General features: G+C 64.0%; 25 protein-coding genes. 6 read left to right on the top strand and 19 right to left on the bottom strand.

Features of this window, described 5'->3' with window-relative positions; translation table 11 throughout:
* The 18 genes from era to ASD15_RS26555 all read right to left on the bottom strand — a co-directional run bounded on the left by era (position 1) and on the right by ASD15_RS26555 (position 15314).
* The gene (gene era / locus ASD15_RS26635) at positions 1 to 909 is read right to left on the bottom strand and encodes a GTPase Era (RefSeq protein WP_057158035.1); all 909 of its coding nucleotides are present in this window, start codon (positions 907 to 909) and stop codon (positions 1 to 3) included.
* A gap of 13 nt (positions 910 to 922) precedes the next feature.
* Positions 923 to 1756 (bottom strand): ribonuclease III, encoded by an 834-nt coding sequence (rnc, locus tag ASD15_RS26630; RefSeq protein WP_057158034.1) that lies wholly within the window; start codon positions 1754 to 1756, stop codon positions 923 to 925.
* 12 nt (positions 1757 to 1768) lie between these two features.
* Positions 1769 to 2161 (bottom strand): DUF4845 domain-containing protein, encoded by a 393-nt coding sequence (locus ASD15_RS26625; RefSeq protein ID WP_057158033.1) that lies wholly within the window; start codon positions 2159 to 2161, stop codon positions 1769 to 1771.
* Between the two features lie 29 nt (positions 2162 to 2190).
* A complete protein-coding gene (gene lepB / locus ASD15_RS26620) occupies positions 2191 to 3114 on the bottom strand; it encodes a signal peptidase I (protein WP_057158032.1) in 924 nt (307 codons plus the stop codon).
* Positions 3111 to 4904: a translation elongation factor 4 gene (gene lepA, locus ASD15_RS26615; RefSeq protein WP_057158031.1), complete on the bottom strand. Its 1794-nt coding sequence runs from the start codon at positions 4902 to 4904 to the stop codon at positions 3111 to 3113. Before lepA ends, lepB begins: the two co-directional genes overlap by 4 nt.
* Positions 4905 to 5056: 152 nt before the next feature.
* Positions 5057 to 5296 carry a glutaredoxin family protein gene (locus tag ASD15_RS26610; RefSeq protein WP_057158030.1) on the bottom strand — a complete coding sequence of 80 codons (240 nt, stop codon included), beginning with the start codon at positions 5294 to 5296 and terminating at the stop codon, positions 5057 to 5059.
* A gap of 55 nt (positions 5297 to 5351) precedes the next feature.
* Positions 5352 to 6857, bottom strand: a complete 1506-nt coding sequence (locus ASD15_RS26605; RefSeq protein ID WP_082552166.1) for a DegQ family serine endoprotease — start codon at positions 6855 to 6857, stop codon at positions 5352 to 5354.
* A gap of 175 nt (positions 6858 to 7032) precedes the next feature.
* Positions 7033 to 7488, bottom strand: a complete 456-nt coding sequence (locus ASD15_RS32980) for a sigma-E factor negative regulatory protein (protein WP_082552165.1) — start codon at positions 7486 to 7488, stop codon at positions 7033 to 7035.
* A gap of 25 nt (positions 7489 to 7513) precedes the next feature.
* Positions 7514 to 8113 (bottom strand): RNA polymerase sigma factor RpoE, encoded by a 600-nt coding sequence (rpoE, locus tag ASD15_RS26595; protein WP_057158029.1) that lies wholly within the window; start codon positions 8111 to 8113, stop codon positions 7514 to 7516.
* Positions 8114 to 8181: 68 nt separating this feature from the next.
* Positions 8182 to 8607 (bottom strand): protein YgfX, encoded by a 426-nt coding sequence (locus ASD15_RS26590; protein ID WP_057158028.1) that lies wholly within the window; start codon positions 8605 to 8607, stop codon positions 8182 to 8184.
* 142 nt (positions 8608 to 8749) lie between these two features.
* A complete protein-coding gene (gene fabF / locus ASD15_RS26585; RefSeq protein ID WP_057158027.1) occupies positions 8750 to 9994 on the bottom strand; it encodes a beta-ketoacyl-ACP synthase II in 1245 nt (414 codons plus the stop codon).
* 30 nt (positions 9995 to 10024) lie between these two features.
* Complete coding sequence (gene acpP, locus ASD15_RS26580) at positions 10025 to 10264, bottom strand: acyl carrier protein (RefSeq protein WP_055936274.1); 240 nt, start codon at positions 10262 to 10264, stop codon at positions 10025 to 10027.
* A gap of 147 nt (positions 10265 to 10411) precedes the next feature.
* The gene (gene fabG, locus ASD15_RS26575) at positions 10412 to 11158 is read right to left on the bottom strand and encodes a 3-oxoacyl-ACP reductase FabG (RefSeq protein WP_057158026.1); all 747 of its coding nucleotides are present in this window, start codon (positions 11156 to 11158) and stop codon (positions 10412 to 10414) included.
* Positions 11159 to 11169: 11 nt separating this feature from the next.
* Positions 11170 to 12108, bottom strand: coding sequence for an ACP S-malonyltransferase (fabD, locus tag ASD15_RS26570; RefSeq protein ID WP_057158025.1), 939 nt, complete (start codon positions 12106 to 12108; stop codon positions 11170 to 11172).
* A 109-nt stretch (positions 12109 to 12217) separates the two neighbouring features.
* Positions 12218 to 13204, bottom strand: coding sequence for a beta-ketoacyl-ACP synthase III (locus ASD15_RS26565; RefSeq protein ID WP_057158024.1), 987 nt, complete (start codon positions 13202 to 13204; stop codon positions 12218 to 12220).
* 16 nt (positions 13205 to 13220) lie between these two features.
* The gene (plsX, locus tag ASD15_RS26560) at positions 13221 to 14282 is read right to left on the bottom strand and encodes a phosphate acyltransferase PlsX (RefSeq protein WP_057158023.1); all 1062 of its coding nucleotides are present in this window, start codon (positions 14280 to 14282) and stop codon (positions 13221 to 13223) included.
* Between the two features lie 150 nt (positions 14283 to 14432).
* Entirely contained in the window at positions 14433 to 14615 is a 183-nt protein-coding gene (rpmF, locus tag ASD15_RS32015; protein WP_008449924.1) for a 50S ribosomal protein L32, read from the bottom strand.
* A gap of 204 nt (positions 14616 to 14819) precedes the next feature.
* Positions 14820 to 15314, bottom strand: a complete 495-nt coding sequence (locus ASD15_RS26555; RefSeq protein ID WP_057158022.1) for a DUF177 domain-containing protein — start codon at positions 15312 to 15314, stop codon at positions 14820 to 14822.
* Between the two features lie 144 nt (positions 15315 to 15458).
* Here ASD15_RS26555 and ASD15_RS26550 point away from each other — a divergent pair, with 144 nt between their 5' ends.
* The 5 genes from ASD15_RS26550 (at position 15459) to ASD15_RS26530 (ending at position 19858) form a co-directional block, all read left to right on the top strand.
* Positions 15459 to 16070 (top strand): Maf-like protein, encoded by a 612-nt coding sequence (locus tag ASD15_RS26550; protein WP_057158021.1) that lies wholly within the window; start codon positions 15459 to 15461, stop codon positions 16068 to 16070.
* A gap of 5 nt (positions 16071 to 16075) precedes the next feature.
* Positions 16076 to 16813: an SAM-dependent methyltransferase gene (locus ASD15_RS26545; RefSeq protein WP_057158020.1), complete on the top strand. Its 738-nt coding sequence runs from the start codon at positions 16076 to 16078 to the stop codon at positions 16811 to 16813.
* Between the two features lie 9 nt (positions 16814 to 16822).
* Positions 16823 to 17575, top strand: coding sequence for an AraC family transcriptional regulator (locus tag ASD15_RS26540; RefSeq protein WP_057158019.1), 753 nt, complete (start codon positions 16823 to 16825; stop codon positions 17573 to 17575).
* A gap of 64 nt (positions 17576 to 17639) precedes the next feature.
* Positions 17640 to 18644, top strand: coding sequence for a DMT family transporter (locus ASD15_RS26535; protein WP_057158018.1), 1005 nt, complete (start codon positions 17640 to 17642; stop codon positions 18642 to 18644).
* A gap of 38 nt (positions 18645 to 18682) precedes the next feature.
* Entirely contained in the window at positions 18683 to 19858 is a 1176-nt protein-coding gene (locus ASD15_RS26530) for a DUF418 domain-containing protein (protein WP_057158017.1), read from the top strand.
* Positions 19859 to 20039: 181 nt separating this feature from the next.
* Here ASD15_RS26530 and ASD15_RS26525 read toward each other — a convergent pair whose 3' ends face one another.
* A complete protein-coding gene (locus ASD15_RS26525) occupies positions 20040 to 20237 on the bottom strand; it encodes a hypothetical protein (protein ID WP_157201159.1) in 198 nt (65 codons plus the stop codon).
* Positions 20238 to 20382: 145 nt separating this feature from the next.
* On the opposite strand from ASD15_RS26525, the gene ASD15_RS26520 reads away from it, so the two are divergent.
* The gene (locus ASD15_RS26520) at positions 20383 to 20877 is read left to right on the top strand and encodes a GNAT family N-acetyltransferase (protein ID WP_082552163.1); all 495 of its coding nucleotides are present in this window, start codon (positions 20383 to 20385) and stop codon (positions 20875 to 20877) included.
* Position 20878 lies beyond the last annotated feature (1 nt).

Here is a 20878-nt window from a genome sequence, read left to right as displayed (position 1 = left end):
TTACTCGTAGCCGTAAGCGCGCAGGCCCGCTTCGTTGTCGGCCCAGCCGGATTTCACCTTGACCCAGATTTCCAGGTAGACCGGGCCGCCGAACAGCTTTTCCATGTCCAGGCGGGCTTGCGAAGAGACTTCCTTCAGGCGCGCGCCCTTGTTGCCGATGATCATGGACTTGTGCGTGTCGCGCTCGACCAGGATGGCGGCGAAGATGCGGCGCAGATTGCCTTCCTGTTCGAACTTCTCGATCAGCACGGTGCTGGTGTACGGCAGCTCGTCGCCGACGAAGCGGAACAGCTTTTCACGCACGATTTCCGAGGCCAGGAACTTCTCGCTGCGGTCGGTAATGTCGTCCGGCCCGAAGATCGGGTCGTTTTCCGGCAGCAGGCGCTTGATCTCGTCCTGCAGGCCGTCCAGCTGGAAGCGCAGCTTGGCCGACACCGGCACCACGGCGGCGAAGTCGTGCTTGGCTGCTACCTGCTGCGCGAACGGCAGCAGCACAGCCTTGTCCTTGGCGCGATCGGCCTTGTTGATCACCAGGATCACCGGCACGGTTTTCGGCAGCAAGTCCAGCACTTGCTGGTCGGCCGGGCCGAAGGTGTTCGCTTCGATCACGTACAGGATCACGTCGGACGAATCGAGCGTGTTGGTGACGGTCTTGTTGAGCGTCTTGTTCAGCGCATTCGAGTGGCGCGTCTGGAAACCGGGCGTGTCGATGTAGATGAACTGCGCATCGTCCAGGGTCTGGATGCCGGTAATGCGGTGGCGCGTGGTTTGCGCCTTGCGCGAAGTGATGCTCACTTTGGCGCCGATGAGCATATTCATCAGCGTGGACTTGCCCACGTTCGGACGGCCTACGATGGCGATGTAACCGCAGCGGAAGCCGGCGGGAGTGGTGGTGCTGGGGGTGTTCATGGTGTTACCTTGTTCAGTGTTTGGCGAGCTTGCCATCGCCAGCGGCTTTGCCCTTGGGGGCGTTCTGCTCGTGATTCTGCTCCTGCCCTGCGTCGCCCTGGATGGTGGCGATGCCTGCGAGTTTCAGCTGCGCGGCGCGCTGGCGCGGCTTGCGGGTTGCGGCCGGCGTCTTGTGCAGCGCCTGTTCGGCCACTTCCAGCGCCAGCTTGGCCGCTGCCTGTTCGCCGGCGCGGCGGCTGCCGCCACGGCCGTAAACCTGGATGCCCAGCTTGGGCACCAGGCATTCGATTTCGAATTCCTGGCTGTGCGCGGCGCCGTGGGTGGCTACCACATTGTACAGCGGCAGCGAGATCTTCTTGGCTTGCAGGAATTCCTGCAGCAGGGTCTTGGCGTCCTTGCCCAGGGTTTGCGGGTCCACCGAGTCCAGGATGGGAATGTAGAACGCGCGAATGACCTTGGCGGCGGCGTCGAAGCTGGTGTCCAGGAAAATGGCGCCCAGCAGCGCTTCCAGCGTGTCGGCCAGGATGGAGGGGCGGCGGAAGCCGCCCGATTTCAGTTCACCTTCGCCCAGGCGCAGGAAGTTGGACAGTTCCAGCTTTTGCGCGATTTCGTACAGCGATTGCTGCTTGACCAGGTTGGCGCGCAGGCGCGACAGGTCGCCTTCGTCGATGCCGCTGTAGCGTTCGTACAAGATGGAGGCGACCACGCAGTTCAGGATGGAGTCGCCCAGGAATTCCAGGCGTTCGTTATGCAAACTGCTGTGGCTACGGTGCGTCAAGGCTTGCTGCAACAGGCCAGCATCCTGGAACGTGTAACCTAACCGTGTTTGCAATAACTGTAAATTCATAGACTCTTTAGCTTATTTGCCGCCGGCGTCGGGTTTCGCTGGCGCGGCGCCCGATTTCGACGTGGTGCCGGCATATTCCAGCAACAGGCTGGCCGGTCCGACCAGGGGAATTTTCTTGTCGTAAGCAAAGCTCACTTCCAGCCCGCCGTCTTCGCGGCTGATCACCAGGTCGCGCGCGGTGATGGAGCTGATGTAGCCCACTTCGGCGCTCTTGCTGAACGATGCCTGGATTTCCTGCGGCGTGCTGCCGGCTTCCTTGGCTTTGACGATGGCGGCGGAAATGGCGCGGTATTCCGAATACGTGGGGACGATCTGCATGGCCAGCAGGCCGATGGCGGCCAGCACGGCGATCGTGAAGATCAGGCCGATCAGGGAAATTCCGCGTTGTTTCTGCAAGCCTTGCATGTCTGCCCCTTCGTATTTTTTCAGTTTGCTTACTGGATACTGCCGATGCGCTTCAGCGGGTTGCTCAGGTTCATCCACACGAAGAAGGCCTTGCCGACGATGTTCTTGTCCGGCACGAAGCCCCAGTAGCGGCTGTCCAGGCTGTTGTCGCGGTTGTCGCCCATCATGAAGTAGTTGCCGGCAGGCACGGTGCAGGTAAAGCCCTCGGAACGGTAGCTGCACGCTTCGCTGTTCGGGAAATCCATCACCTGGGCCACGTTGACCGACGGCGCGCTCTCGGTGGCGATAATGCGGTGTTCGATGCCGCTCAGGTTTTCCTTGGCCTGCTTGGCGTACTGCAGGCTGTCCTCGTTCAGGTAGTCGTCCAGCTGGGTGTATGCGATGGGCTTGCCATTCACCGTCAACTTCTTGTTTTCATAGGTGATTTTATCACCCGGCACGCCGATCACCCGTTTGATGTAGTCCTGGCTCATGTCGCGCGGATACTTGAACACCATCACGTCGCCGCGCTGGGGGTTGTTCAGCTCGATGATTTTCTTGTTGATGATGGGCAGGCGCACGCCGTAGGTGAACTTGTTCACCAGGATCAGGTCGCCCACCAGCAGGGTCGGCACCATGGACGAGGACGGGATCTTGAAAGGCTCGTACAGGAAGGAGCGCAGGAAGAACACCAGCGCGATGACCGGGAAGAAACTGCCCGAGTACTCGATCCAGGTGGGCTGGCGCAGGATAGCCTGGGCCACCGCTTCGCGTGTCGCCGCACTGTGATCCGTTGCCAGGCCATCACGCAGGTTCTTCTCCGCGCGCGCGTCATACGCGGCCAGCGCGCGCTCGGCCGCGGCGCGGCGCTGCTTGGCCAGGTAGAACACGTCCAGAAACCAGATTACGCCCGTCACCACCATCAGGATGAACAGGATCAAGGCAAAGTTGCTCAGCACAGCTTGCAGGTTCATTTATCGTCCACTTGTAAGATTGCCAGGAATGCTTCTTGTGGAATTTCCACCGAGCCCACCTGCTTCATGCGTTTTTTACCGGCTTTCTGCTTCTCCAGCAGCTTCTTCTTGCGGCTGATGTCGCCGCCGTAGCACTTGGCCAGCACGTTCTTGCGCAGCGCCTTCACATTTTCACGCGAAATCACGTTCACGCCGATGGCGGCCTGGATGGCCACGTCGAACATCTGGCGCGGAATCAGTTCGCGCATCTTGGCTGCCACCTGGCGGCCGCGGTAGGCGCTGTTGGAGCGGTGCACGATGATGGCCAGCGCGTCGACCTTCTCGCCGTTGATCAGCATGTCCACTTTCACCACGTCCGAGGCGCGGTATTCCTTGAACTCGTAGTCCATGGAAGCGTAGCCGCGCGAGGTGGATTTCAGCTTGTCGAAGAAGTCCAGCACGATCTCGCCCATCGGCATCTCGTACACCAGCTTGACCTGGCGGCCGTGGTAGCTCATGTCCATCTGCACGCCGCGCTTGCCGATGCACAAGGTGATCACCGAGCCGACGTACTCTTGCGGCATGTACAGGTTGACCGTGACGATAGGCTCGCGGATCTCGTTGATCTTGGTGGTTTCCGGCATGCGCGACGGATTGTCCACCTTGACGATGCTGTTATCGCGCATCACCACTTCATACACCACGGTCGGCGCGGTGGTGATCAGGTCCTGGTCGAACTCGCGCTCCAGGCGTTCCTGCACGATTTCCATGTGCAGCAGGCCGAGGAAGCCGCAGCGGAAGCCGAAGCCCAGCGCCTGCGACACTTCCGGCTCGTACATCAGCGCGGCGTCGTTCAGCTTCAGCTTTTCCAGCGCGTCGCGCAGCGCGTCGTACTGGTTCGCTTCCACCGGGAACAGGCCGGCGAACACTTGCGGCTGCACTTCCTTGAAGCCCGGCAGCGGCGCCGGCGCCGGCTTGTTGGCCAGGGTGATGGTGTCGCCCACCTTGGCGGCCTTCAGTTCCTTGATGCCGGCGATGATGAAGCCCACCTGGCCGGCCGACAGCTGCGGCAGCGACAGCGAACGCGGCGCGAACACGCCCACGTCTTCCACCAGCTGCAGCGACTCGGTGGCCATCAGCTTGATCTTGTCCTTCGGCTTCAGAGTGCCGTTCACCACGCGCACCAGCATCACCACGCCCACGTAGGCGTCGTACCACGAGTCCACGATCAGCGCCTGCAGCGGCGCGTCCGGGTCGCCCTTCGGCGGCGGCACCTTGGCGATGATGGCTTCCAGCACGTCGTCCACACCCAGGCCGGTCTTGGCCGAGCAGTGCACAGCATCGCCCGCTTCGATGCCGATCACGTCTTCGATCTCGGCAATGGCGCTCGGCGGGTCGGCGTTCGGCAGGTCGATCTTGTTCAGCACCGGCACCACTTCCACGCCCAGGTCGAGCGCGGTGTAGCAGTTGGCCACGGTCTGGGCTTCCACGCCTTGCGACGCGTCCACCACCAGCAGCGCGCCTTCGCAGGCCGACAGCGAACGGCTCACTTCATAGGAGAAGTCCACGTGGCCGGGGGTGTCGATCAGGTTCAGGTTGTAGACCACGCCGTCGCGCGCCTTGTATTGCAGGGCGGCGGTTTGCGCCTTGATGGTAATGCCGCGCTCGCGCTCCAGATCCATCGAATCGAGCACTTGCGCCTCCATCTCGCGCTCGGACAGGCCGCCGCACAATTGAATGATGCGGTCGGCCAGGGTGGATTTACCGTGGTCGATGTGGGCGATGATGGAGAAATTGCGTATGTTGTTCATTAAACAAATCTAAAAACGTGTAGGGACGAGGCGAGAAGCGCTCCAAGCGGGGCATGGATGCCCTGGCGAGCGTTTTTGTTACTATCACTGCAAGGAAACAAGAGCTTTCCGAACCCGGCATTTTACCGGATTTCAGAGGGGAAAGCCCGGTTTTATGCCAAAGCCCGTTTTACGGCGCTTTCGTCGAGGAAGTAGTGGCACAGTTCCGGCTGGTCCAGATCGCCGTACAGGACCGGCACCAGTTCGTCGAAACGGGCCACCAGGGTCGCGTCGGCATCGACGTCGATGACCGCGACGGTAAACGGGCGCTCAGGGGTCTGCAGCGCGTTCAGCGCCTCCAGCATGTCCTGGCACAGATGGCAATAAGAGCGGGAGTAGAGGGTAAAGTGCATTGAAAGCCAGAGGCGGAGACAGGGGCCGGACCCAACCGGGCCGGCCCCATGCGGTTTATTTGGCGGTCGGACGCAGGGAAATGAACTGCGCCACGTCGCCGCGCCGCACCAGCACCACATGCGCGCGCTTCGGATCGAGCTTGGCCACCACGGCGTTGAATTGCTTGGCGTCCTTGATCTCGACATTGTTAATCTGCAGCAGCACGTCGCCCTCGCGCAGGCCTGCGTTGGCGGCGGCGCCTTCGGTGGCCTCCACCATCACGCCGCCCTCCACTGCCAGCTCCTTCTTCTGCGCGGCGGTCAGGTCGGCCACCTTGAAGCCGAGCGCGTTGGCCGGTTCCTCGGCCTTTTTCTTCTTCTCGGCCGGGCTGGCCTTGGCGGCGGTCTTGTCGGCCTCCAGCTCCACCACGGTCACCGGGATATCCACTTGCTGGCCCTTGCGCCATACGGTCACCACGGCCTTGCTGCCCAGCGCCGTGCCGCCCACCATGCGCGGCAGGTCGGACGAGCGGTTGATCGGCGTGCCATTGAACTTCAGGATGATGTCGCCGGCCTTGATGCCGCCCTTGTCGGCCGGACCGCCCGGCTCCACCATCGTCACCTCGGCGCCCTGCGCTTCCTTCAGGCCCAGCGATTCGGCCACTTCCTTGGTCAGTTGGCCGATCTGCACACCGATGCGGCCGCGCGTGACCTTGCCGGTCTTCTTCAGCTGGTCCGCCACCCGCATGGCTTCATCGATCGGCACGGCGAAGGAAATGCCGTTGTAGCCGCCGGACAAGGTGGCGATCTGGGAATTGATGCCGATCACCTCGCCGCGCATATTGATCAGCGGGCCGCCCGAGTTGCCGGGATTGACCGCCACGTCGCTCTGGATCAGGGCGAGGTATTCGCCGGTGTCGCGCGACTTGGCGGAAATGATGCCGGCGGTGACGGTGTTTTCCAGGTTGAAAGGCGAGCCGATGGCCACCACCCATTCGCCTACGCGGATCTTGCTGGAGTCGCCCACGGTCAGATAGGGCAGCTTGCTGCCTTCGATCTTCAGCAGGGCCACGTCGGTGCGGGCGTCCGCGCCCAGCACTTTGGCCTTGAATTCGCGCTTGTCGGTCAGCGTCACATAGACTTCATCGGCGCCGTGCACCACATGCGCGTTGGTCAGCACATAGCCGTCCGCCGACGTGATAAACCCGGAACCGACGCCACGCTGCACCTCTTCATCCTGCGGCGTGCCCCGGCGCCCGCGCGGGGCTTGTCCCTGCTGGCCGGGCTGGCGCGGCGTGGGAATGGCGCCGCCGAAGAAGCGGCGCAGGAATTCCTGCATTTCCTCTTCACCGGGCTGGCCGTTGCGGCCCTGGTTCAGCTTGAGCCGTTCGGTGGTGCGGATATTGACCACGGCCGGGCCGACCTTGTCCACCATGTCGGCAAAGTCGGGCAAGCCTGCCACCGTCGGCGCGGCGGCCTGTGCCAGCGGCGCCAGGCCCGCCATGGCGGGAGCGAACAGGAAACCCGCGCTCAGCATCAGCGCGGACAGCGTTTTACTACCAGCAGAGAAATTGTTTTTCATGGGTTCCGATGATTCTTGTTGGGTTCAGCGAATGTTCTGTGAAGTTCGACAAATATAAGCGAAAACGGCCCTTGCCGCTCGCACAAGATATTGCGGGTGGCAAGGTTTTTCAAGAGGCAAGGCGAACTTAGTGGCGGCCTCAGGGGCGGACTTAGGGGCGGGCTTGGCGGCCGGTTTATATCGCGGTGTCGGGCACGGGGGCTGCCAGGTCCGGCGCGGCAGGGGCGCCCACGGCCGCGCCGGGCGAAGCGACGGCGGTAGTGCCTGCAACAGGCGCGGCGGCCGGCGCGGCGGCGCCGGGCTGGCCGGCCGTTGCGCCGGCGGCCGGCCGCGCAGGCTGGCCCGCCGCCGGTGCCGCGGCTGGTGCCGCGCCTGAGGCCGGGGTGACGCGGCCCGGCGATGGCGGCACTTCCACGTCCAGCCTTGCCGCCAGGCGCGCATTGAACCCCTCCCCTAGTTCAGCGCCGCTGGCGTCGCTGCGCAGCACGTCGCCGATCAGGTGGTAGGCGCGCCATGCCGCGCCGGCCTCCGGGCCGGCCAGCGCGGCCACGGCTTGCTGCGCCTCCTGGCCGGTCAGTTCGCCGTCCGCCAGGGCGGAAATGTGTTCGTGCAGTCGTTTCAGCGTATCCATCGGCGTTCCCGTTTCTAGCAGCGTATCACCAGCGTTTATCCAGCGGCATGTCCAGCAGCGGCCTGAGTTTCTCGGCTATCACGTCGCGCGCCCGGAAAATGCGGCTGCGCACGGTGCCGATCGGACACGCCATGATGTCGGCGATCTCCTCATAGCTCAGCCCCTCGATTTCGCGCAGCACGATGGCGGTGCGCAAGTCCAGCGGCAGCGCGTCCATGGCGGCGTTCACCGTGCGCGCAATCTGCTGGCTGGCCAGCACCGACTCGGGCGTGTTGATGTCGCGCAGTTGCTCTCCGCTGTCGAACGACTCGGCCTGTTCGGCGTCGTTCTCGGTGGAGGTCGGCGTGCGGCGGCTCTGGCTGGCCAGGAAATTCTTGGCGGTGTTGATGCCGATGCGGTACAGCCAGGTGTAAAAGGCCGAGTCGCCCCGGAAATGCCGGATGGCGCGGTATGCCTTGATAAACGTTTCCTGAACCACATCTTCCGCCTCCGCCGGGTCGTGCACAATGCGCGATACCAGCCTCATCAGCCTACGCTGATACTTGGCCACCAGCAAGTCAAACGCCTGCCGCTCTCCCGCCTGGACTCGCTCGACCAGCAACTGATCGCACTCGCGCTCTGTCATTGCACCTGTTCCCCGGTGTTCTGCGGCGCGCATCCATACTGCTTTGGAGCAAGCACGCCGCAATAAGTTCAAAGTTTTTTTGCCGCGCAAGCCCGGCACGCCAGCGCCAGCGGCCTGAACTGGCCTGGCGCCACGCTGTCGGGCAGCACCACCAGCAGCGTCACCGCGCCGTCCCCATGGCGCAGGCGCAGCAACAGCAGCCAGGGCCAGCAGGTCGAACCGGGCTGCATTTCCACCTTCGCTGGCGTTGTGCTATCCGCTGACAGCAGGTATACCGCCAGCCGGATTTGTCCAACACCGGAAATATCAAGCCGATGCGTTTTGGCGCTGCGCAGCGCGCAGCACAGGGCTGCCAGACTTGCCAGGCCACAAGAAATAGACAGGAAGGGAGCAGGCAGCAGCACCGCCACGGCCAGCGCGCACGCGGCGAAGCCGGCCTGCAGCAGGCGCAGGCGAACGGACGGACGCACGACCACAGTGACCGCAATCGACATGACGCGTTAAATCCGGGGTGCTGGCAAGGGGGAGAAACTGCAGATGCGCCATATCGGCCGCGAGGGCCGGGCGACAGGTGCCGGCGGGCGCCGGCACCGACTCAGCGCTCACTCCGGTTCGACCGGAGTAAGGCTAAAAAGTTCAAACTTTTCCGAACACGAGGCTACCGTTGGTGCCGCCGAATCCGAACGAGTTCTTCACCGCGTACTGGATCTTCATGTCGCGCGCCACGTTGGCGCAGAAGTCCAGGTCGCACGCAGGGTCCTGGTTGAACAGGTTGATGGTAGGCGGCACCACCTGGTGGTGGATGGCCAGTACCGTAAACACCGCTTCCAGGCCGCCGGCGCCGCCCAGCAGGTGGCCGGTCATCGACTTGGTCGACGACACCACTACCTGCTTGGCGTGATCGCCGAAGGTGCGCTTGATGCCGACCACTTCGGCTATGTCGCCCTGCGGGGTCGACGTGCCGTGGGCATTGACGTACTGCACCTGATCCGGGTTGATGCCGGAATTCTTCAGGGCCGCAATCACTGCCTTGCTGCCGCCGCTGCCATCTTCCAGCGGCGACGTCATGTGGTACGCATCGGCGGTCATGCCGAAGCCATGCACTTCTGCATAGATCTTGGCGCCGCGCGCTTTCGCATGTTCATACTCTTCCAGCACCATGACGCCGGCGCCCTCGCCCAGCACGAAGCCGTCGCGGTCGCGGTCCCACGGCCGCGAAGCGGTCGCAGGGTCGTCATTGCGGGTGGACAGCGCGCGGGCCGAGGCGAAGCCGCCCATGCCCAGCGGCGACACGGTCGATTCCGCGCCACCCGCCACCATCACATCCGCATCGCCGTACTCGATCAGACGACCGGCGGCGCCGATGCTGTGCAGGCCGGTGGTGCAGGCCGTGACGATCGCCAGGTTGGGACCGCGCATGCCGTACTTGATCGACAGGTTGCCCGAGATCATGTTTATGATGGAAGCAGGCACGAAGAAGGGCGAAATGCGGCGCGGGCCGCGCTTGTCGTAGTCCTCCTTCTGCTCTTCAATCATCGGCAAGCCGCCGATGCCGGAACCGATGATCACGCCGATACGGTCGGCGTTTTCCTCGGTGACGACGATGCCGGAATCCTGCACCGCCTGAATGCCGGCCGCCATGCCAAAGTGGATAAAGGTATCCATGTGGCGCGCTTCCTTACCGGGGATGTAATCCTCGATATTGAAGCCCTTTACCTCACCGGCGAAGTGGGTAGTAAATGGCTGCGCATCAAACTTGGTGATGTTGGCAATCCCGGACTTGCCTTCAGTGACAGCGCTCCACGCTTCGGCAATACTATTGCCGACGGGGGACACGCAGCCGAGGCCGGTGACCACTACACGACGGTTTTTAGAACTCAAGCGATTCTCCTGGAGTCGATCGGGGCAGGCTTAGGCCTTGACGTGCGCAGTAGCGTAGTCGATCGCTTGCTGCACGGTGGTGATCTTTTCAGCTTGTTCGTCAGGGATTTCCATTTCGAACTCGTCTTCCAGAGCCATCACCAGTTCAACGGTGTCCAGGGAGTCAGCACCCAGGTCGTCCACGAAGGACGATTCGGTTTTGATGTCTGCTTCTGCGACGCCCAGTTGCTCAGCGACGATTTTCTTAACGCGTTGTTCGATATCCGACATGTTATGGCTCCAATGTGTTTGTTACGGAAAGCGCGCATTTTATCAGGTTTGCGCGCTGAAAAACTAATTTCGGCACGTGCTGCTATCTGTGCCGAAATCACTGCTAAAAGACAGTGAAAACGCGGTCAAAATACCGCATTTTCGCCATCAATTCATGTACATCCCGCCGTTTACATGCAGGGTGGTGCCGGTGATGTAGGCGGCCTGTGGCGAGGCAAGGAAAGCGGTTGCCGCAGCGATGTCTTCCGGCTTGCCCAGGCGGGCCAGCGGGATCTGCGTCAGCAGTGCGGCGTGCTGCTCATCGCCCAGCGCCTTGGTCATATCGGTGTCGATGAAACCGGGGGCGATGCAGTTGACGGTGATGTTGCGGCTGCCGATCTCGCGCGCCAGGGCGCGGCTCATGCCTTCCACGCCGGCCTTGGCCGCCGCATAGTTCATTTGACCCGGGTTGCCGGACGACGCCACTACCGAGGTGATGTTAATAATACGCCCACTTTTCGCTTTCATCATCCCCCGCAGCACGGCGCGCGACAAACGGCCCACGGAACTGAGGTTGGTGGCGATGACGCTGTCCCATTCCTCGTCCTTCATGCGCATGGCCAGGTTGTCCTGGGTGATGCCGGCATTGTTGACCAGGATGGCGACCGCGCCCCAGGTCTTGGCGATTTCGTCGATCACTTCGGCGCAGCGGGCGGCGTCGGTCACGTTCAGCACCAGCCCCTTGCCGGCCTCCGGACCGATCTCGGCCAGGTAGGCGGAAATGGCTTCGGCGCCGGCTTCGGTGGTGGCGGTGCCGATCACGCGGGCGCCCTGCTTGGCCAGCTCGGTGGCGATGGCCTTGCCGATGCCGCGCGAGGCGCCGGTCACCAGCGCAACTTGATTTGCCAGATTCATGTGTTTCCTTGTTATTTGAAGGTAGCCAGGATGCGTTCCAGCGACGCCTGGTCGGTGATGGCGTCGCCCACCAGTACCGGATCGATGCGCTTGGCCAGGCCCATCAGCACCTTGCCGGGGCCGCACTCGACCACTTGCGTGATGCCGTCGGCAGCCACTTTCTGCATGGTTTCGACCCAGCGCACCGGGCTCGCGGCCTGGCGCACCAGCGCATCCTTGATGCTGGCCGGGTCGTTCAGCACGGCCACGTCGACGTTGTTGATCAGGGCGATCTGCGGCGCCGAGAAGGTCAGGCCGGCCATGTACTCGCGCAGGCGGTCCGAGGCCGGCTTGAGCAGCGAGGAGTGGAACGGCGCGGACACCGGCAGCTTCATGGCGCGCTTGGCGCCCTTGGCCTTGGCGATGTCGCAGGCGCGCTCGACCGCGGCGGTGTGGCCGGCGATAACCACTTGCGCAGGGGCGTTGAAGTTGACCGGCTCGACCACTTCAGTACCTTCAGCGGCGGCCTCGGCACAGGCGGCGCGCACGTCGTCGTCCGACAGGCCGAGCACCACGGCCATGGTGCCCTGCCCGACCGGCACGGCTTCCTGCATGGCTTGCGCGCGGAAGCGCACCAGCGGCACGGCATCCTTGAAGGAGATCACGCCGGCAGCCACCAGCGCGGAATATTCACCCAGGCTGTGGCCGGCCACGACCGACGGCAGCGGGCCGCCGGCAGCGATCCAGGCGCGGTACACGGCCACGGCGGCGGTCAGCATGACCGGCTGCGTGTTGGTGGTCAGGTCCAGCTCTTCCTTCGGGCCTTCGGCCATCAGCTTGCCCAGGTCGAACTGCAGCGCGTCCGAGGCTTCGGCGATGGTTTGCGCCACGACCGGATTGCCGGCGAAGCCGTCCATCATGGCAACGGCTTGCGAGCCCTGGCCCGGGAATACGAATGCAAATTTGCTCATATTTGTCTCTTCTTGTTGAATCTATAAGGGCGACGGGCAATCTTGCCAGTATCTTAATCGTTAGCCCTGCCGTTTAGAGTTCTAATTCTAAAACGGGCACTATTCTACATTACATTCGGGCAAGAACCGCGCCCCAAGTGAAGCCCCCGCCGACGCCTTCCATCATGACGTTGTCGCCCTTCTTGATGCGGCCATCGCGCACGGCCTGGTCCAGCGCCAGCGGAATCGAGGCTGCCGAAGTGTTGCCGTGCTGGTCCACCGTGACGATCATCTTCTCCAGCGGCAGGCCCAGTTTCTTGGCGGTGCCGTTCATGATGCGGATGTTGGCCTGGTGCGGCACCAGCCAGTCGATCTGGCCGGGCGTCATGCCGGCGTGTTCCAGCGCCTCGTGGGCCACCTTCTCCAGCACGCTGACCGCCAGCTTGAATACCGCCGGGCCGTCCATGTACAGGTAGGAGCTGCCCGCCACCGCGCCGCCGGCCAGGCTGCCCGGCACGCTCAGGATGTCCGAATAGCGGCCGTCCGCGTGCAGCTTGGTCGCCAGGATGCCGGGCTGGTCCGAGCCGGTCATGACAATGGCGCCGGCGCCGTCGCCGAACAGCACGCAGGTGGTGCGGTCTTCGAAATTGAGGATGCGCGAGAATACTTCGGCGCCGATCACCAGCACGTTCTTGTGCACGCCGGCCTTGATGAAGGCGTCGGCGGTGGAGACGGCGTAGACGAAGCCGCTGCACACGGCTTGCACGTCCACGGCGGCGCCGTTGTTGGTCTGGCCCAGCTTGCGCTGCACGATGCAGGCGGTGCTGGGGAAGCTGCCGAAGAAATCCGGGGTGGAGCTGGCGACGATGATCAGGTCGATGTCGTCGATCTTCATGCCGGCCATCTCGAGCGCGTTGCGGGCCGCATGCACGGCCAGGTCGGACGAGGCTTGCTCAGGCTCGGCGTAGTGGCGCGCGGAAATGCCGCTGCGGCTGGAAATCCATTCGTCGGACGTCTCTATCCCCTTGGCCGCCAGCTGGGCGGTCAAGTCCTGGTTGGTCACGCGTTTTTCAGGCAGGTAGCTGCCGGTGCCAATAATTTTGCTATACAAAGTCATGCGTTTCCATCCACTTTCAGGTGACGGAGCTGGGCTCCTGTGTAGTCTCCGTGCTTCGCGGCATCAGTTCGGCAATCATGGTCGACAAATGTGCCTGCACGTCATTTTTTGCAGCATCATACGCTCGACGGATCGCCCATTCAAATGAATATGCGTCGGCTCCGCCGTGACTCTTGAACACCAGGCCGCGCAAGCCCAGCAAGCTGGCGCCATTGTAGCGGGATGGATTGAGGCGGCTCTTGATGGCCTTCAGAGCACTGCTGGCGATCAGCGCGCCCAGCATGGTGAAGATGTTGCGCTTGAATTCGGAGGTCAGCACGTCCTTGAAGAAGCGCGCCACGCCTTCCACCGATTTCAAGGTGACATTGCCGACAAAGCCGTCGCACACCACCAGGTCGGTGGTGCCTTTGAAAATGTCGTTGCCTTCCACGTTGCCGTAGAAGTTGAGCGCGCCGCGCTCGTGGTCGGCCTGCAGCAGCTTGCTGGTCAGCTTGACCACTTCATTGCCCTTGATGTCCTCGGTGCCCACGTTGAGCAGGCCGATGGTGGGCCGGGCAATGCCTTCCATGGCATTGACCAGCACCGAGCCCATGATGGCGAACTGGTGCAAATGGTGCGGTTCGCAGTCGACATTGGCGCCCAAATCCAGCATATAGGTCGGGCCGCCCTTCTGGTTGGGCATGATGGAGCAGATGGCGGGACGGTCGACCCCGGCCATGGTCTTCAGCACATAGCGCGAGACGGCCATCAGGGCGCCGGTGTTGCCGGCCGAGACGGCGGCCTGGGCCTTGCCGTCCTTGACTTGCTCGACCGCCACGCGCATCGACGAATCCTTCTTGCGGCGCAGGGCGACCTCGAGCGGATCGTCCATCAGCACCTGCTCGGAGGCGTGCTGGAGGGAGATGCGCGGATGCGCCTCGGCGTGGTGCTTCTTGAGCTCGGCGCGGATGGCGTCTTCCAGGCCGACCAGGATCAGCTCGGCTTCCGCCTCACGCTTCAAAAAGGAAATGGCGGCAGGAATGGTGACAGACAGGCCGTGATCTCCGCCCATGCAGTCGATAGAAATTTTGATTGTCATTGTGGGACAAATGCGCGCCTGAAACGGATTCAGGGCTGCAGAGATGCGGGTTTGACAGGCAGGCTGCTTAGCCGCCAAGGAAAAGAAAAAAGCGGCGCCACGTCAGTAAAAACCACGTCGCACCGCTCTTATTCTTGGTAAAAACGTCGATTACTCGTCGTTTTTGGTCTTCAGCACTTTACGGCCACGGTAGAAACCGTTAGGGCTGATGTGGTGACGCAGGTGCGTTTCACCGGTGGTTGGCTCGATACCCAGTTGTGGAGCAACCAGGAAATCGTGCGAACGGTGCATACCGCGCTTGGATGGGGACTTCTTATTCTGCTGAACTGCCATGATGACTCCTAATACATAAGTTCTAAAATTCTAACACATTCGACCGGCAAATACATGCGAATCGAGTATCCCAGCGGCAAAATCTGCCGCCATCGATCTAGTGATCGACGTTCTGATGCCACTTACTACAACAATGCCAATACTCGCAACACTCGACTGCCTGCACGCGCTTTGACACGTTCTTTACAACAACTTGTTCTGTACTTATTTTTTGAGGTCTTTCAGACCTTCAAAGGGCGACTTCTTCTCGGACTGCAGAGAGTCGAGCAGCGCCGTACTCGGACATACATCGTGTTTCGGCGTGTGCGGCAGGGCCAGCAGCGCCTCATCTTCCACCAGGTACATCAGGTCCATGTCGCGGGTGCCCACGATCACGTCCACCGTTTCATCGTCGATCATCTCTTCGATTTCATCAGCCTGCTCGTCGTCCTTGCCCAGCATCAGCAGCGTCGAGGACGCCAGGTGGTGGGCGTAAGGCTGCATGCAGCGCTGGCAAACCAGCTGCACGGTGCCGTCCACGGTCAAGCGCATCTGTGGAAAGCCATGCTTGCTGACGCCGCCCGCCACCGTCCAGGTGATGGCGCCGGACGCATCCGCGCATTCCTTGGCCAAGCGGGTCATCTCTGCGACCGGCGTCACGCCGTCGCGGTTTGCCTTAGTCCGACTAAAATCAAACGCGTCGATCACAAAAGCACTCATAGCCTGCATTCCCCGGAAAACCTGCGATAATAGCAGGGTTTTCGCCCGCACGTCAAAGCCCGCGCACATTTTTGTGCAGGCTTTGCCCTAAATACACGGCGCACAGAGCATATAACAATTTCCCAGGCAGAGCCAGTAAACTAGATGCTTACCGAACAGAATTCTTCCCAGCCCCGCCTCATCCTCGCTTCCAGCTCCGCCTACCGCAAGGAACTGTTGTCCCGCCTGCAACTGCCGTTCGACGTGGCGGTGCCGGCCATCGACGAAAGTCCCCGGCCCGGCGAGACGCCGAGCGCCACCGCGCTGCGCCTGGCGCGCGAAAAAGCCGCCGCCGTGGCCGCCACCCATCCCGGCTGCCTGGTGATCGGCTCCGACCAGGTCGCCACGCTGGACGGCGAGCAGATCGGCAAGCCCGGCAACCACGCCGCCGCGCTGGCCCAGCTGCAGAAAATGCGCGGCCGCGAAGTCGTCTTCCACACCGCGCTGTGCCTGTGGGACGGCCGCATCGGCCATGCTTATATAGAAGACATCCAGACCGTGGTGAAGTTCCGCGATTTGCCGGACCGCGAGCTGGACGCCTATTTGCGCATCGAGCAGCCGTACGACTGCGCCGGCAGCGCCAAGAATGAAGCGCTGGGCATCGCCATCCTGGAACGCATCGACAGCAGCGACCCGACCGCGCTGACCGGCCTGCCGCTGATTGCCCTGACCGGCATGCTGCGCCAGGCGGGCGTCGCCTTTTTCAACACCAAATAATTCCTATGCCAGGCACCCTCTTCCTCATTCCCAACACCCTCGGCGAGACCGAGGCGCTGTCCCATGTCATTCCCGAGCATGTGCAGGCTACCACCGCCGCCCTCGGCTACTTCGTGGCGGAAAACGCCAAGACCGCGCGCGCCTTTTTGAAACTGGTGGATGCGCAGCATCGGCTGTCCCGTCCGCTGCAGGAAATCAAGATCAGCGAACTGAACGTGAACACGCCGCAGCAGGCGCTGCTGGGACTGCTGGAACCGCTGCTGGCCGGCCAGGACGCGGGCCTGGTGTCCGAGGCGGGCGTGCCGGCCGTGGCCGACCCGGGCGCCGACCTGGTGCGCCTGGCGCACCAGCACGGCATTCCGGTACGCCCGCTGGTGGGGCCGTCCTCCATCCTGCTGTCGGTCATGGCAAGCGGCCTGAACGGCCAGAGCTTCGCCTTCAACGGCTACCTGCCCACCGACGCGGCGCTGCGCGCCAAGCGCATCAAGGAGCTGGAAAGCCGTTCGCGCAACGAAAAGCAGACGCAGCTGTTCATCGAAACGCCCTACCGCAACGCGGCCATGCTGGAAGCGCTGGTGGCCAGCTGCGCCGGCGGCACCTTGATTTGCGTGGCCACCGACATCAGCCTGCCGTCCGAAACCATCCGCACCATGACGGGCGCGCAATGGAAGAGCCTGCTCACGGCGGGCAAGGCGCCGGACTTCCACAAGAAGCCCACCGTGTTCCTCATCCTGGGCCAGTAAGGCCGCCCGATGCAGCCCGCCGACCTCGCCATCTCGATCCGCAGCTATGGCGACGTCCGCTCGACGGACAAGCATGACTACGCGCAGCTGGTGCTGCCGCTGCAAGGGGCGGTCATGCTGGACATCGAGGGCAGGCAGGCCCGGCTCGATCCGCTGCGCGCAGCGTTCGTCGCGCCGGGGGCGTGGCATTCGCAGCTGGGCACCTCGCACAACCGCTCGCTGATCCTGGACATCGCCGCACCCGCATTGCCGGCCCCGCTGCGCGACCAGCTCGGCGAGCGCCCCTTCCACGCGCTGAACGCCGCCTCCGGCAAACTGGTCGAATTCATGGGCCTGATGCTGGACCAGCAAGCCGCCCCGCCCGCCGCCGTGCAGGCTTGGCTTGGACTGCTGATGGACTCGCTCACGCTCGAATCGCCCCAGCCACGCACCCGCCTGGCCGTGCTGATGGCCGCCATCAGCGCCGATCCGGGCCTGCCGTGGAGCACTGAACGCATGGCGGGACAAGCCGGCCTCAGCGTGAGCCGCTTGCACGCGCTGTTCCGCGAGGAACACCACGCCACGCCGCACGGCTGGCTGCAGGCCACGCGCATGCAGTACGCGTGCACGCTGCTGGCGCGCGGCAGCCTGCCCATCGCCGACATCGCCTGCCGCGCCGGCTTCGCCGACCAGAGCGCTCTTACCCGCGCCATGCGCAACAGCCTGGGCCAGACGCCGGCCGCGTACCGCAGGCAGGCGCAGGAGAATTTGCCTAAAAGCTGAGAGCCGGCGACAAGAGATTTCCGCGCACGCGGGGCAAGATCGCCCCAACTGCAAAGGAACTCGAATGGACTCGAATCAAACTGGAATCAAAACGATGGGCCTGGGCATAGCCTGCGGCGTGGCGGCCGGCGCGCTGTGGGGGCTGGTGTTCCTGGCGCCCGAGCTGGCACGCGGCCACACCCCGCTGCAACTGTCCGCCGGGCGCTACCTGGCCTATGGCATTGCCGCCTGCGCGCTGATTGCGCCCTCGTGGCGCCGCCTGCGCGCCGCACTGGGCTGGCGCGACTGGCGCGCGCTGGTCTGGCTCAGCATGCTGGGCAACATCCTCTACTATCTGCTGCTGGCCAGCGCCGTCCAGCTGGGCGGCGTGGTGACGACGTCGCTGGTGATCGGCCTGCTGCCGGTGGCCGTCACCGTGATCGGCAGCCGCGAACAGGGCGCCGTTCCGCTCGCGCGCCTGGCGCCGTCCCTGCTGCTCAGCGCGGCGGGCACGGCCTGCATCGCCTGGCAAGCGCTTGCCGCGCCCCACCTGGCCGCCCGCACCACGGCAAGTGCCGCTGCTGCCGCCGCCGCCCCGGCCGCCGGCGGCGAGGCGGCAATCGGCTTGCTGTGCGCGTTCGGCGCCCTGCTCTCCTGGACCGCCTACGCCGTCGCCAACAAGCGCACGCTGGCAGCGTTGGGCCACATCAGCTCGCACGACTGGAGTTTGCTGACCGGCGTGGCCACCGGCGCGCTGGCCCTGCTGCTGGCCGTGCCCGCCTTCCTGCTGCCGCACCACGGCGCCGCTGGCGCCGCTACAGGCATGGGCGCCGCCGGCTGGCTGCGCTTCATCGCCATCGTCACGGCGGTCGGCCTGCTCTGCTCCATCGTCGGCAACGCCCTGTGGAACCGCGCCAGCCGCATACTGCCGCTCACCATGAGCGGCCAGCTCATCCTGTTCGAAACCCTGTTCGCCTTGCTCTACAGCTTCCTGTGGGAAGCGCGCTGGCCCACAGGCATGGAATGCGCCGCCGTCGCCCTGCTCTGCGCCAGCGTCCTCAGCTGCACCTCCGCCCACAGAAAGACATGATATATTCGCCAAGCTTATTGATTTCCCAAGGACACCGCATGGCCGAAACGCACCGGCTGCCTCATCGACTGCAAATCGTCGACGCCCTGCGCGGCTTCGCCCTGCTGGGCATCCTCAGCGTCAACATCTGGGCCTTCGCCGACTCGCACTTCGCCTCGCCCGCCGCCAATCCAGCTTACGTGTCCGCGCTGGACAAGGCCGTGCGCTTCCTGGCCGCACTGCTGTTCGAGACCAAGTTCTACCTGCTGTTCTCCTTCCTGTTCGGCTACAGCGTGACACTGCAGATGGACGCCGCCGCGCGCGCCCAGGCCGCCTTCCTGCCACGCATGCTGCGCCGCCAGGCGGGCCTGATCGTGCTCGGCCTGCTGCACGGCGCCCTGCTGTTCTACGGCGACATCATGTCGCTGTACGGTGCGCTCGGGCTGATCCTGCTGGCCTGCCGCCACTGGCCGCCGGAGCGCGCGGCCAAGGCGACAATCTGGCTGCTCAGCGTGATGGGCCTGGGATGGATGCTGTTCGGGCTGCTGCTGGCCGGCGTCACCGAGGCAGCACCGCCCGACACCAGCGCCGTGCTCAAGCTGCAGGCGTTCCGCGGCAGCGCCGCCGCCACACAGGCCTACCACCTCGGCCATCTGCCGGAAATGCTGGGCATTATCCTGCTGCTGCAAGCGCCCAGCGCCATGGCGCTGTTCTTCCTCGGCTTTGCCGCCGGCCGCCTGCGCCTGTTCGAGCAGCCAGAGCTCTGCCGCGAAGCCGCGCACCGGATGCTGCGCCTTGGCCTGCCGCTGGGCCTGGCCGGTGCGCTCTGCTACGCCGCCGCGTCGACCTACGGGCCCGGCGGCTGGCTGGAGGTCGTGGCCTTCGGCTTCGGCCAACTGAGCGCGCCGCTGCTGTGTTTCTCCTACGTCGCCGCCGCGCTACTGCTGTTTGAACGGCCTGCGGGACAGCGCATCGAAGCCGCGCTGGCGGCGCTCGGCAAAATGGCGCTGAGCAACTACCTGCTGCAATCGCTGCTGCTCGGCCTGCTGTTCACCGGCTACGGCCTGCGCCTGATCGACCGCCTGCCGCCGCTGGCTGTGCTGGCCTGCGTGCCGCCGCTATACGCGCTGCAGATGCTGCTCAGCCGCTGGTGGCTGGCGCGTTACCGCTATGGCCCCGGCGAATGGCTGCTGCGCGCGGCCACGCTGGCCGCCGTCCCGCCGCTGAGCAAGTGACAAAGTGTGACTATTCCGCCGTCCCGGGCTGCTATGCTGCCCGCTAACTTGCCACAAGGAATTAGTCCATCCGCGATCGATATGGATAACAGCCACTCAAAACGCCAGAGTTTCCTGCCGGGCCTGCTGGCCACCGGCATCACGCACGCGCTGCGCATCCCCTTGGCGGCGCCGCGCCCAGCTACTGCGCCGACAGCCGCTTCTGGCTGCTCCTGCAAGTGTTCGACATCGCCGGCGCCGCGCTGGCGGGCATCGCGCCGGCCGGCGGCCGGGCGGTGGCGAGGAAGTCTTCCTGCGGGGCTTTCTGGGCAACGGGCTGCGCCGCTTCGGCGCCTCCAACGCCATCGCCATATCGCTGCTGGTGCGGCTTCTTACGCACACTTACCAGGGGCCACACGGCACCTTGAACGTGGTATGTTCGGCGCCGCCCCCGGCATGTACTTGTTCCGCACCGGCCGCCTGGTTCCGGTGATCGCTGCGCACATCCTGGCAGACGCAGCTGCCTTACTCAATACTGGAGCTTCATGATCATCCGACCGACCACCGAATCAGACTGGGAAACCCTGAAAGCCATCCGCCTGGCGGCGCTGCTGGACGCGCCAACTGCCTTTGGCGTGACGCACGCCAGCGCCGCCGCCTACACCGACGCGCAGTGGCGGGAACGCGCCTCGGGCCGCAACGGCACCGAATTCCTGCTGGCGTTCGACGGCGATGCCGCCACCGGCATGGCCGCCCGCGCCGTCAGCGCCAAGCAGGAATGCAACCTGATCGGCATGTGGGTGCGGCCGCCGTACCGGGGCACGCCGGTAGCCGCCGCGCTGGTGCGGACACTGCTGGAACGCGCCGTGGCGCAGGGGCACACGCGCGTCGTGCTCGACGTTTCACCCGGCAACCAACGCGCCGCCGCCTTCTACCGCAAGCTGGGCTTTGCCTTCCTGCCTGCATGGGAGCCGCTCGCGAGCTACCCGGACATCACCGTGCAGAAGATGGAATGGCTGTCCACCAACCCGCACAACTGAA

This window comes from Massilia sp. Root351, from assembly GCF_001425045.1.
Classification (GTDB): domain Bacteria; phylum Pseudomonadota; class Gammaproteobacteria; order Burkholderiales; family Burkholderiaceae_D; genus Rugamonas.
The sequence above is the reverse complement of the archived record's forward strand: the minus strand, read 5'-3'. Positions and strand labels throughout refer to the sequence as shown.